The sequence below is a fragment of the Moritella yayanosii genome, from assembly GCF_900465055.1.
Classification (GTDB): Bacteria; Pseudomonadota; Gammaproteobacteria; order Enterobacterales; family Moritellaceae; genus Moritella; species Moritella yayanosii.
This window is the reverse complement of the sequence record NZ_LS483250.1, coordinates 3,857,476-3,870,834: the sequence shown is the minus strand read 5'-3', so window position 1 is coordinate 3,870,834 and position 13,359 is coordinate 3,857,476. Positions and strand designations below refer to the sequence as shown.

Annotated in this window: 11 protein-coding genes and 2 tRNA genes; all 13 read right to left on the bottom strand. The window is 42.0% G+C overall.

What is annotated here, in order from left to right; translation table 11 throughout:
• Positions 1-185: 185 nt before the first annotated feature.
• On the bottom strand, positions 186-455 hold the full coding sequence (gene rpsO / locus MORIYA_RS18010) for a 30S ribosomal protein S15 (RefSeq protein ID WP_112717410.1): 270 nt from the start codon (positions 453-455) through the stop codon (positions 186-188).
• A 214-nt stretch (positions 456-669) separates the two neighbouring features.
• Positions 670-1,635, bottom strand: a complete 966-nt coding sequence (gene truB, locus MORIYA_RS18005) for a tRNA pseudouridine(55) synthase TruB (RefSeq protein ID WP_112717408.1) — start codon at positions 1,633-1,635, stop codon at positions 670-672.
• A gap of 2 nt (positions 1,636-1,637) precedes the next feature.
• Positions 1,638-2,063: a 30S ribosome-binding factor RbfA gene (gene rbfA / locus MORIYA_RS18000; RefSeq protein ID WP_112717406.1), complete on the bottom strand. Its 426-nt coding sequence runs from the start codon at positions 2,061-2,063 to the stop codon at positions 1,638-1,640.
• A 76-nt stretch (positions 2,064-2,139) separates the two neighbouring features.
• Positions 2,140-4,830 (bottom strand): translation initiation factor IF-2, encoded by a 2,691-nt coding sequence (infB, locus tag MORIYA_RS17995; RefSeq protein ID WP_112717404.1) that lies wholly within the window; start codon positions 4,828-4,830, stop codon positions 2,140-2,142.
• 26 nt (positions 4,831-4,856) lie between these two features.
• Positions 4,857-6,356 carry a transcription termination factor NusA gene (gene nusA / locus MORIYA_RS17990; RefSeq protein WP_112717402.1) on the bottom strand — a complete coding sequence of 500 codons (1,500 nt, stop codon included), beginning with the start codon at positions 6,354-6,356 and terminating at the stop codon, positions 4,857-4,859.
• Between the two features lie 14 nt (positions 6,357-6,370).
• A complete protein-coding gene (rimP, locus tag MORIYA_RS17985; RefSeq protein ID WP_112717400.1) occupies positions 6,371-6,829 on the bottom strand; it encodes a ribosome maturation factor RimP in 459 nt (152 codons plus the stop codon).
• Between the two features lie 240 nt (positions 6,830-7,069).
• A tRNA-Met gene (locus MORIYA_RS17980) sits at positions 7,070-7,146 on the bottom strand.
• A gap of 216 nt (positions 7,147-7,362) precedes the next feature.
• Positions 7,363-7,449 (bottom strand) — tRNA-Leu (locus tag MORIYA_RS17975).
• Positions 7,450-7,465: 16 nt separating this feature from the next.
• The gene (gene secG / locus MORIYA_RS17970) at positions 7,466-7,786 is read right to left on the bottom strand and encodes a preprotein translocase subunit SecG (protein WP_112717398.1); all 321 of its coding nucleotides are present in this window, start codon (positions 7,784-7,786) and stop codon (positions 7,466-7,468) included.
• 250 nt (positions 7,787-8,036) lie between these two features.
• A complete protein-coding gene (glmM, locus tag MORIYA_RS17965; RefSeq protein WP_112717396.1) occupies positions 8,037-9,371 on the bottom strand; it encodes a phosphoglucosamine mutase in 1,335 nt (444 codons plus the stop codon).
• 90 nt (positions 9,372-9,461) lie between these two features.
• On the bottom strand, positions 9,462-10,331 hold the full coding sequence (folP, locus tag MORIYA_RS17960; protein WP_112717394.1) for a dihydropteroate synthase: 870 nt from the start codon (positions 10,329-10,331) through the stop codon (positions 9,462-9,464).
• Between the two features lie 96 nt (positions 10,332-10,427).
• Positions 10,428-12,371, bottom strand: coding sequence for an ATP-dependent zinc metalloprotease FtsH (gene ftsH / locus MORIYA_RS17955; RefSeq protein WP_162629292.1), 1,944 nt, complete (start codon positions 12,369-12,371; stop codon positions 10,428-10,430).
• A gap of 297 nt (positions 12,372-12,668) precedes the next feature.
• Complete coding sequence (gene rlmE, locus MORIYA_RS17950; protein WP_112717390.1) at positions 12,669-13,313, bottom strand: 23S rRNA (uridine(2552)-2'-O)-methyltransferase RlmE; 645 nt, start codon at positions 13,311-13,313, stop codon at positions 12,669-12,671.
• Positions 13,314-13,359: the final 46 nt, after the last annotated feature.

The window sequence follows — 13,359 nt, the reverse complement described above, 5'->3', positions numbered from 1 at the left end:
TTTAATTTCGTCGCTAAGTATACTGCATAAAAAAATTAAAGGGCAATGTAAGTATTGGAAATAGTGAAATAAGTTGGAAAATAATTTGAAAAGGAAAAGTGTGCAGGCCAATTTTAAAACAAAAAGGAGCCAATTTGGCTCCTTTCTTATAATCTGTTGTCCGTAGACGTCAAATTAATTGTCGATTAACGACGTAGACCTAGACGAGCAATAAGGTCTACATAACGTACGTTTTCAGTACGTTTTAGGTAATCAAGAAGTTTACGACGGCTAGCAACCATACGTAATAGACCACGACGGCTGTGGTGATCGTGGATGTGCTTCTTGAAATGACCTTGAAGATGGTTGATTTGTGCAGTCAATAGTGCAACTTGAACTTCAGATGAACCAGTGTCGCCTTCTTGGCGTGCGAAATCTGCAACGATAGCTGCTTTAGCTTCAGCGTTTAATGACATAGTGGAGTCTCCAATATAGATAAATAGCTTATAGCCGACCACTCGTTCAGCTACAAGAAGAACCGCGAGTATACAGAGGTCAGATAATTCCTGCAATCATTTTCACTGATCAATTTACAAACAAATACTACACCGAACAAGACGTATAAAAAAGGCACTATTACCTGGGTAATAATGCCTTTTACTTTATATTAATCATCATTGAATAACGGGTTTATTTTGGTTCGCGCGCCTGCGTTTCGTAATTAACAATACGCTTCGGAGCGACTCGCCCTTGGTCATCAATACTACCAACGCCAATGAAAGTACGTTCATCGCCTACCGTCATACGGACTAAGCCAGATTCGGGTGTATTCGGAATTACCACAGGTTGCCCGTGTAATACAAAACCGCCAGTTTCGTCACTCATGTTCGCTTCCGGTAAGTGACTTACCGCAGAATCAAGTGGTAGCAATAGTGGATCAAGCACATCTTTCGGCTCAACACCCTCTGCTTTCGCTTGCTCTACTATCTCTTCCAACTTTTCAAACGTGATCATACGATCTGCTGGATAAGCACTAACACCAATACGACGTAACATAGTCACGTGTGCACCACAGCCTAATAGTTCACCTAGGTCATCAACGATAGTTCGGATATAAGTACCCTTACTGACGTGAATTTCTAGATTAACTTCATCATTTTCATAACGTAATAATTTAAGTTCAAAAACCGAAATGGGACGCGATGGACGATCGATAAAGATGCCTTGACGCGCATACCAGTACAAAGGCTTGCCTTCATGCTTCAATGCCGAGAACATTGACGGTACTTGCTCGGTGTCACCACGGAACGTATCAAGTGCGATCAATAACTCAGTATCGCTTACATTGACTACGCGTGTTTGCACGATCTCACCATCAGAATCTGAAGTATCTGTACGTTCACCCAGTTTTGCGGTGACTAAGTAACGCTTATCTGAATCAAGTAAGAACTGTGAGAACTTGGTTGCTTCACCAAAACATAACGGTAGCATACCGGTAGCAAGTGGATCGAGGGCACCAGTGTGACCCGCTTTTGCAGCAAAGAAGATTTTCTTAACACGCTGTAAAGCATCGTTTGAGCTGATGCCTGTTGGTTTATCTAACAAGAATACACCGTGTACATCACGGCCGTTCCATCGACGACGACGTGCAGACATGACTAAGACTCTCCTTCAGTAGTGTCTTTGTCATCACCTTTGGTACCATATTCTTCTTGCAACTGTTTGTCTTTAGCACGTACTTCAGTGACGAGGCTTGACAGACGCATACCTTCAACGAGTGTGTCGTCATAGATAAAACGCAGTTCAGGCACAATCCGTAACTTCATTGCACTACCCACTAACGAGCGGATATAACCACTTGCTGCTGTTAATGCGGCGATACCTTCTTTGACACGATCTTCATCGTTATCGATATTGAAAAAAGTAACATACACTTTTGCGTACGACAGATCACGAGACAGATCAATGCTCGATACCGTTACCATACCGATACGTGGGTCTTTAACTTCACGCTGTAAAATACGTGCAACTTCTTGTTGTAATTGCTGTCCAACACGACGAGAACGACTGAATTCTTTTGCCATTTTTAAATTCCTCTAAAGGAAAATGGGGACCTAAGGTCCCCATAAAGTTATTTTAATTGAAACAGGATATTAGCCGTTACAGAGTACGTTTAACTTCAACTGTTTCGAATACTTCAATTTGGTCACCAACGCGAACATCGTTATAGTTCTTAACGCCGATACCACATTCCATACCCATACGAACATCTTGTACGTCATCTTTAAAGCGACGTAGTGACTCAAGTTCACCTTCGTAGATAACAATGTTTTCACGTAGTACACGGATTGGAGCGCTACGTTTGATAACACCTTCAGTAACCATACAACCAGCAATAGAGCCGATTTTAGGTGATTTGAATACATCACGAACTTCAGCAAGACCAATGATTTCTTGACGGAATTCAGGTGCAAGCAGACCACTCATCGCTTGCTTAACTTCATCAATCAAGTCATAGATAACGCTGTAGTAACGTAGGTCAACACTTTCGTTGTTAACAACGTCACGCGCTTTAGCATCGGCACGTACGTTGAAACCAAGTACGATTGCATTCGATGCAGCAGCCAGTGTCACATCAGTTTCAGTAATACCACCAACGCCACGAATGATGATTGCGACTTTAACTTCATCAGTTGAAAGTTTAACCAATGACTCACAAAGTGCTTCCAGTGAACCTTGAACATCGGCTTTAAGCACGATATTCAGTTCAGAAACTTCACCTGCTTCCATGTTCGCGAACATGTTGTCAAGTTTCGATTTTTGTTGACGAGCAAGTTTAATATCACGGAATTTACCTTGACGGTAAAGTGCAACTTCACGTGCTTTCTTCTCATCACGAACTACCGTCGCTTCGTCACCTGCTTTTGGTACACCAGAAAGACCTAAGATCTCAACTGGAATAGCAGGGCCTGCACCGTCGATTGGCTGACCATTTTCATCACGCATAGCTCGAATACGACCATATTCAAGACCACAAAGTACGATATCACCTGGTTTTAAATAACCTTGCTGTACCAGTACTGTCGCAACAGGACCGCGGCCTTTATCTAGGCGAGATTCAATTACCACACCCGCAGCAGGACCTTCAGAAACCGCTTTAAGTTCTAAGATGTCAGCTTGCAATAAGATGCTTTCAAGTAGCTCATCAATACCCGTGCCCGCTTTCGCAGATACGTGTACAAACATGTTTTCGCCACCCCAGTCTTCTGGAATAACGTCATGTTGTGCTAATTCATTCTTAACACGGTCTGGATCAGCACCTTCTTTATCCATTTTGTTCACTGCAATGATCAGTGGAACCTTCGCGGCTTTCGCATGGTGAATAGCTTCAACTGTTTGTGGCATAACACCATCGTCAGCTGCAACAACCAATACCACGATATCTGTCGCTTTAGCACCACGAGCACGCATAGACGTAAACGCCGCGTGTCCAGGAGTATCAAGGAACGTAATCATGCCATTTTCAGTTTCAACATGGTAAGCACCGATATGCTGAGTAATACCACCAGCTTCGCTATCGGCAACTTTTGCACGACGAATATAATCAAGTAATGACGTTTTACCGTGATCTACGTGACCCATAATCGTTACTACAGGTGCACGTGTCACTTTAGCAGCGCTACTTTCACCTTGTGCTTCAGCTAATACCGCTTCTTCTAGGGCATTTTCTTTAACTAAGATAACTTTATGACCCATTTCTTCAGCAATAAGTTGCGCAGTTTCTTGGTCAAGTACTTGGTTAATAGTAACCATAGAACCCTGTTTCATCATAAACTTGATGATTTCAGTCGCTTTAACCGCCATTTTTTGTGCTAATTCACTAACACTGACCGTTTCGCCGATACGTACATCACGCTCAACTTTAGCCACTGGCTTGTTGAAACCCTGCTGCATGCCTTCAGGTGCGTTAACTGATTTACCATGACGTCGATTACGGGGATCAGGTCTACGCCCTTTGCCTTTGGCTTTACGCGCTTTGCCTTTGCCTTTTGGCGCAGGTGCTGGCGCTTCTGCAGGTGCGGCGGCTTTCTTCTTACGTTCGCCTTTTTCTGAACGTGCATCAGCATCATCTTCAGCAGCTTGTGCATGCGATGATGTTGTTACATGGTAATCTGCCGTTTTCTCTTTCGTTTCACGTTCCGCTTCTTCTGCAGCCCAACGCGCTGAGTTGTCTTCTGCTAATTTACGTGCTTCTTCAGCTTTTTGTTGAGCTTCCAGCTCAGCTTTACGAGTGGCTTCCTGCTCTTGCTTCTGCTTCAACGCTTCCGCTTCGCGCTTCGCCATATCATTTGCCTCTTTTGATTTAGTGTTTTTCTGTTTCGCTTCACGTTTTGCTTGCTCTGCAGCATCACGTTTTGTTTTTGCTTCTGCGTCCGCTTTTACTTTTGCTTCGGCATCGGCTTGTGCTTTTTTTTCTGCGTCTGCTTGAGACTTTAATGCAGCGGCTTCAGCCGCTGCTTTTTCATCTGCTAATTTCGCTTCATCTTCGGCGACTGTGCATTTAACGTAAGTACGTTTTTTGCGTACTTCTACTGCAACTGATTTGTGCTTACCGCCACCACTTGCTACGCTGAGCGTACTTTTGGTTTTTCTTTGCAATGTTAGTCGACTCGGTTCAGCCGTATCACTACCATGCTGTTCACTTAAATGCACAAGTAGTGTCTGCTTTTCACCTTCCGTTACCGTACTATCGTTCGCTTTTGCTATGCCAGCATCAGAGAATTGTTGTACCAGGCGATCAACAGTAGTACCGATGTCATCGGCCAGTTTTGTAATTGATACATCTGCCATGTAGTTCGATCCCTCTCTTCGCGTTATTATTCGCTATCACTGAACCAACAAATATTACGTGCAGCCATAATTAATTCACCAGCACGTTCATCCGTTAACTCTTCAACTTCACTTAAATCATCAATGCTTTGTTCTGCTAACTCTTCCAGAGTTATCACTCCGATGCTGGCAAATACATAAGCAAGGTGTTTTTCTAAGCCTTCAAGTGCTAATAAATCGGCACTTGGCTCGGCACTCTCTAGCGACTCTTCCGCAGCAAGTGCAGAGGTTGTTAATGCATTTTTCGCACGAGAGCGTAATTCATCAACAAGATCTGCATCAAAACCGTCGATTTGTAAGAATTCGTTTACAGGAACATAAGCGATTTCTTCTAATGACGAGAAGCCTTCTTCGATCAGTAATTCGGCCATATCATCATCGATATCTAAGTTATCAGTGAAGATTGTTATCAGACGATCATTTTCTTTTTGATGTTTTTCATTCGCTTCAGCAACGGTCATTACATTAAGTTCCCAACCAGTCAGTTGAGACGCTAAACGTACGTTTTGACCATTTCGGCCAATTGCTTGTGCTAGATTGTCTTGTTCAACAGCAATATCCATTGAGTGCTTATCTTCGTCAACAATAATAGAAGCAACTTCAGCAGGTGCCATTGCGTTGATAACAAACTGTGCTGGGTTATCATCCCAAAGGATAATATCAACACGCTCACCGTTTAGTTCATTTGATACAGCTTGTACACGTGCGCCACGCATACCAACACAAGCGCCAACAGGATCGATACGTTTGTCGTTAGATTTAACCGCGATTTTAGCACGAGAACCTGGATCACGAGCAGCCGCTTTAAGTTCAAGCATCTCTTCGTTGAATTCTGGCACTTCGAGGCGGAATAATTCGATTAGCATTTCGTTACAAGAACGGCTAATAAATAGCTGTGTGCCACGCGCTTCAGGTTTTACTTCTTTCAGTAAACCTTTAATACGGTCGCCAGTACGGAATGATTCACGTGGTATCATCTCATCACGGAACATTACTGCTTCAGCATTGTTACCCAGATCTAATACGACTGTTTCACGGTTAGCACGTTTTACTAAACCAGTGATTAACTCACCTTCTTGTTTCGCGTATTGCTGAACGATTAAATCACGTTCTGCTTCACGTACTTTTTGGATGATTACTTGTTTAGCTGTTTGCGTTGTTACACGGTCAAACACAACTGAATCAATTGTATCTTCAATGTAACCGCCAACGTCGATGGTTTCATCATCATATTTAGCAGCATCCAGGGTGATTTCTGAGAAAGGATTTTCTAGTGGTTCACCTTTGTCATCAATTACAAGCCAGCGACGAAACGTTTCGAAATTACCGGTTTTACGATCAATTTCAACACGAACTTCGATTTCGCCTTCATATCTTTTTTTAGTGGCTGTCGCTAGTGCAATTTCCATCGCTTCGAAAATTTTCTCACGAGGTAGTGCTTTCTCGTTAGAAACTGCATCAACAACTAACAGAATTTCTTTATTCATTCCCGGACGCCTCGTTAGTCAAATTTTGGAACAATATTTGCTTTTTGAATATTTGCGTGTGCTAAGACTTCGTCTTTGCCATCAATAGTTACCGTGATCATATCACCGTCAACACTTTTGATTACGCCTTTTATTTTACGACGACCATTCACAGCCATACGTAATAATGCTTTAATTTCAGAACCACAGTGCTCTTGGTAATGTGCGACTTTAAATAATGGACGTTCCATACCAGGTGAAGACACTTCTAAGAAGTACTCTGTACTGATTGGATCTTCAACATCCATAATAGCGCTAATTTGGTAACTTACTTTCGAGCAATCATCAACGAAAACACCGTTTTCATGATCGATATAAACAAGTAATGTCGAGTGTTTACCAGCTCGTGTAAACTCAATACCAACAAGTTCAAACCCTAACATTTCAACTGTTGGTTCTAACAAATCAGTTAGTGTTTGTTCTAGACTCGCCAAAACAACCCCCTAAAAACAAAAAAAGGGCAAATGCCCGTAATTTAACAAATAAAAAGCCCCGACTATAAGGCGGGGCTTCTTACTACTAGACCTTGTATGTCACTTGCGTGACGCTTATTAAATCAATAATAAGCAAGAAGCCAATAGTATTACGTAAATCACATTTACCAGAGATAAAATTAAATTTAAGTAATACTATTTGCACACTGTTGACTAGCCTTATCAACAGGTATAAGAAGATGGTTGCGGGAGCCGGATTTGAACCAACGACCTTCGGGTTATGAGCCCGACGAGCTACCAGACTGCTCCATCCCGCGACAACTATCTTACTGCGCTGATTATAGGCCATTGCAACTACAATAAGCAAGGCTAAATTCACTTAAATAGTGAAACGACTTCACGGTAGTAATTAATCGGTCTGAATAATTTTAAAACAAAGCGATTACACGAATAAAAATAACCGCTTAGCCCTATTTTTATTAACTCGTAGGCAAAAAAAAACCTTAGTATTAACGACTAAGGTTTTTCTTATTTGGTGCCGTGGGCGGGACTTGAACCCGCACGTCCTTTCAGACACCAGCCCCTCAAGCTGGCGTGTCTACCAATTTCACCACCACGGCTTATTCAAAGTAAACGTTATTGAGGTACGTCGCTGTTTCTTACTGGGGAAACTGGTACATCACTTGTGAACGCAGGTTTCACTGCATCTAAAATCACATCAGTTTCCGATTGTGAAGATAAGTTACCTAAGACTAAACTTAAGGCAAAGAATACAATCGCAAGCACAGCAGTTGCGCGAGTTAGAAAGTTACCTGAACCGCTAGCACCAAACACTGTATTTGAGCCACCAGAACCAAAGCTTGCGCCCATGTCAGCGCCTTTACCTTGCTGCATTAGAACGAATCCGATGATTGCAAGTGCAACAATTAAGTAAATAACAATAACAACTTCGTACATTTTAATACCTAAATCTTAAAAGGTTTAATATAGCTTTATCGAACATCCTTACCCGAGGCAAGGGACACTTGATTCGCTATTCAGTCAATCTTTAACTAAATCACGATAGTGGTAAAGCGGGTGAGATATTATCTAACCTCCACCTTAGTTGCAAGCTGATTATTCAAAAAACAATGAATAAAAGGCTTTAGCACAAAACAACACCAGTTGCCGGTTACTAATACGCCTTAACACTTATGCGGACAGTAACTTAAAGCATTGCTTTTACTGCATCAGCAATTTTATTTGCCAGTGCTAATACATGCGTTTCATCTTCACCTTCGACCATCACACGAATAAGTGGCTCGGTACCCGATTTACGCAATAACACTCGACCGCGATCAGCGAGTTCCAGTTCTACATCCTTAACAGCCTGTTGTACAGATTCGGCTAATAATGGATCGGAATCACCACTAAAGCGAACATTAACCAACACTTGTGGAAATTTACTTATGCCAGAGCGTAATTCTTTCAGCGTTAAGCCACTATTAACCAGTGCAGATAATACTAATAAGCTTGATACAATACCGTCACCTGTTGTGGTGTGATCCAGAGAAATAATATGACCTGAATTTTCACCACCTATACGCCAACCTTTCTCAAGCATCATTTCGACCACATAGCGATCGCCAACCGCACTACGTGCAAACGGAATACCCAGTGACTTAAGTGCTAGCTCTAAGCCCATGTTCGTCATTAATGTTCCAACCACACCGCCTTTTAATTTGCCGTTACGCAGTGCATCACGTGCGATAATGTAAAGCACTTCATCACCATCAATCACATAACCAGTATGATCCACCATCATCAGACGATCACCATCACCATCATAAGCCACACCTAAATCGGCTTTTTCGGCAAGTACACGTGCAACGAGTGCTTCAGGCGCCGTTGCACCACAGCCATCATTAATGTTCAAACCATTTGGCTCAACACCGATAGTAATGATCTCTGCGCCTAGCTCAGTAAATACATTGGGGGCGATATGGTAAGTTGCACCATGGGCACAATCGAGCACAATTTTCAGCCCCTTCAAACTTGCACGTGATGGGAAGGTACTTTTACAATATTCAATATAACGACCTGCAGCATCATCAATACGGACTGCTTTACCTAATTCAGCTGACTCAACGCAGATTAATTCTTTTTCTAATTGCGCTTCAATCGCCAGTTCCACTTCATCCGCTAGCTTAGTACCGTTGGCAGAAAAAAACTTAATCCCGTTATCGTGATATGGATTATGTGATGCACTGATCACAATCCCCGCTTCCGCACGGAATGTACGCGTTAAATAAGCCACAGCTGGCGTTGGCATTGGCCCCATAAACGCGACGTCAAGCCCCGCCGCAGATAAACCCGCTTCTAACGCACATTCCAGCATATAACCTGAAATACGGGTATCTTTACCGATCAGTACTTTCCTTGTCCCTTGCTTTGCAAGTACCTTACCAGCCGCCCAGCCTAGTTTAAGTGCAAACTCAGGTGTAATTGGCGTTTTACCAACAAGGCCGCGAATACCATCAGTACCAAAATACTTTCTTGACATATTTAATCCCTAATCTCTTCTATTATTAGCCGAAATATCAATTCGACTAATTTATCAGTTAGTTACGATTTATTATATTGTATTATTTACTTAAATTATTTCAACAGGCTTGCTAACACTGTGTTTAGCAAGCTGGGCTACGATAGCTAAAACATCCGCGGTTGCTCGCACATCATGCACACGTAATATTTGCACACCATCGATTGCCGCAACGGTTGCACAGGCAAGACTACCCGCCAATCGCTGTGAATCATCACACTGCAATAAATTACCTATCATCGACTTTCGTGAAACACCAATCAACACAGGTAGATCAAATTGATGAAAGACCGACGTATCAGCCAGTAATTGGTAATTTTGTTCTAACGTCTTACCAAACCCAAAGCCGGGATCGAGGATAATATGCTCACGCTTAATACCAGCATTCACACATTCATCAATACGCTGCTGTAAAAATGCCACCACTTCTGTGGTCACATTTTGATAACACGGTGCGTCTTGCATGGTACTTGGCTGACCTTGCATGTGCATAATACACACAGGCACAGCAAGGTCCGCAGCGGCTTGTAATGCCCCCTCTTCCTGCAGCGCTCTCACGTCATTGATGATATGTGCGCCCGCCGCAATGGCTTGACGCATCACTTGCGCTTTACTGGTATCAATTGAAATAGCCACATCTAGCTGTGTGGCTATACGCTTAATAATAGGAATAACACGAGAAAGCTCTTCTTCTAAACTAACAGCACAGGCCCCAGGACGTGTGGATTCACCACCAACATCAATGATCTTAGCACCATCAGCAACCATCTTTTTTGCTTGTTCGAATGCCGTATCTAACGCGTGATACTGACCGCCATCAGAAAATGAGTCTGGTGTTACATTCAAAATACCCATCACCACTGGCTGGCTTAGATCAAGTGTTTTAACACGGCCACTAATAGTCGTTAATGGTAATTGCATTATCGTGTCTATCTCCCAAAAAAAAACCCCGAGTTATACTCGAGGTTTATTCTATCATGTATTAATAGCTATAAAGTAATACTGAGTAAGCGAGGCTTATTCTGCATCTTTTTTATCACTTTCTTTTTCGCTATCTTCTTTATTATCAACGTTGGTTGCTTTATTCACGTCTTTGGTACTGTCGCTATCTTTAGTACTGTCGTTATCCATTTTACCATAGCCGTCACCCCAATCTGCAGGCGCTCGCACTTCAACACGGTCCATTAGATCATCAATTTGCTTGGCATCAATCGTTTCATACTTCATTAATGCATCTTTCATTGAATGAAGAATATCAATATTGTCTGATAATAGCTGATGCGCACGTTTATAGTTGCTTTCAACTAAATAACGAATTTCATCGTCAATCAGTTTGGCGGTATCATCAGACATACTTGTCTGCTGAGTGCCACCACCCCCGAGGAAAATTTCACCCGGCTCTTCAGCAAATTTCATTGGACCTAATTTTTCCGATAGACCCCATTGCGTGACCATTTTACGAGAAATATCCGTGGCACGTTCAATATCATTGGATGCGCCCGTTGATACACGGTCTTTACCAAAGATAATTTCTTCAGCAATACGACCACCGTAAAGGCTTGAGATCATGCTTTCTAAATGACGTTTCGAGTGACTAAGGCGATCTTGTTTAGGTAAGTACATAGTCACACCTAACGCACGACCACGTGGAATGATACTGACTTTATAAACAGGATCATGATCCGGTACTAATCGACCAACAATAGCGTGACCCGCTTCATGATAAGCCGTCATCGTTTTCTCTTCTTCGCTCATTACCATGCTCTTACGCTCAGCACCCATGAGGATCTTATCTTTGGCTTTTTCAAATTCAGCCATAGCTACTGTACGTTTATTATGACGTGCAGCAAATAGTGCAGCTTCATTCACTAAGTTAGCCAGTTCGGCACCAGAGAAACCCGGTGTGCCACGCGCAATAAGTACAATTTCAACATCATCGTTGATTGGCACTTTACGCATATGGACTTTCAAGATCTGTTCACGACCACGGATATCCGGTAGACCAACCGTTACTTGACGGTCAAAACGACCAGGACGTAATAATGCAGGATCAAGTACGTCTGGGCGGTTAGTCGCCGCAATAACAATGACACCCTCATTACCTTCAAAACCATCCATTTCAACCAGCAGTTGGTTTAGCGTTTGCTCACGTTCATCATGACCGCCACCCATACCAGAGCCACGTTTGCGGCCTACAGCATCGATTTCATCGATAAAGATGATACAAGGTGATGCTTTTTTCGCTTGTTCGAACATGTCACGCACACGAGATGCACCAACACCCACAAACATTTCAACGAAATCAGAACCTGAGATAGTGAAAAATGGTACTTTGGCTTCACCGGCAATGGCTTTAGCAAGTAACGTTTTACCTGTACCCGGAGCACCAACTAATAAGATACCTGTTGGTATTTTACCACCGAGTTTCTGGAAGCGACTTGGATCTTTTAAGTAATCCACTAATTCAGCAACTTCTTCTTTTGCTTCATCACAACCAGCAACGTCTGCAAACGTCGTTTTAATTTGGCCTTCACTCATTAAGCGTGCTTTACTTTTACCGAATGACATTGCGCCTTTACCACCGCCACCTTGCATTTGACGCATAAAGAATACCCAAACACCGATCAGTAATAGCATTGGGAACCAAGAGATGAAGATAGAAGTCAATAAACTTGCTTCTTCTTCAGGCTCACCAAATACTTTAACGTTATTGTTTAACAGGTCATTTAATAGCTGTGGATCTTCCGCTGGTAAGAAAGTAACGAACTTCTGTCCACCTTGGGTAATACCACGGATAGTACGTCCGTTGATCTTAACTTCATTAACTTGTTTATTTCTAACTTGTTGCACAAATGAACTGTAATCTAACTGATTACTTGAACTCTCATTTGGTCCGAAACTCTGAAATACTGACATTAATACGACTGCAATAACCAGCCATAAAATCAGATTTTTTGCCATATCACTCAAAATCTAGCCTCTCCGGGTCTTAAGTTCCCTGAAAAAAAACAGTTGAAATACTCAATATATTCTAAATATAGACAGTTTAACAACAACTTACATTTTAAATTTTAATCCTGTGAGCCTTACAATTAAAATGCAAGGTTGCAGAACCCTTTAGATATTCTCTACTGTCTGCTTAAATATATCAAGACTTGGCTATTTATTAACATAATTAAATATTTATTGATGCCAAATCTAGATTTTATTCTTCAATAACAGCAGTGATATTATCTTTATGCAACAGGTCACAATAATTTAGCCTTTGTAACCTTTCGCAACGATGAAAACTTCACGTGAACGAGCACGTGATGAATCCGGTTTTCTCGTTTTAACGACATTAAACATACTACGTACATCTTTCATGTATTGCTCAAAACCTTCACCTTGAAATACTTTGACCACAAAACTGCCATTTGGTTTAAGTACTTCACGACACATTTCCAATGCAAGCTCGACCAAGTACATTGAAGCAGGCTGGTCAACACCGATATTACCACTCATATTGGGTGCCATATCAGAAACAACCACATCAATCTGGCCATCACCTACTTTCGCCAGCAATGCTGATAGTACTTTTTCATCTCGAAAATCACCTTGCAAAAAATCAACCCCTGCAATTGGATCCATAGGTAAAATATCACATGCAATAACACGACCTTTAGCACCTAAGTGCTTAACAGCCAATTGTGACCAACCACCAGGAGCAGCACCAAGGTCAACAATATTCATACCCGGTTGTAATAACTTATCTTTTGCTTGGATTTCTTCAAGCTTAAAAATCGCACGTGAACGCAACCCTTGTTTTTTAGCATCTTTAACATATTTATCGTTGTGATGCTCTTGCAACCAATTTTTAGAACTGCCTTTTTGGGTACTTTTTTTCTTCGGTGTCGGGGTCATCTGAAGCCTGTTTATAATATTTTTTTAAACCATTACCATAATGACA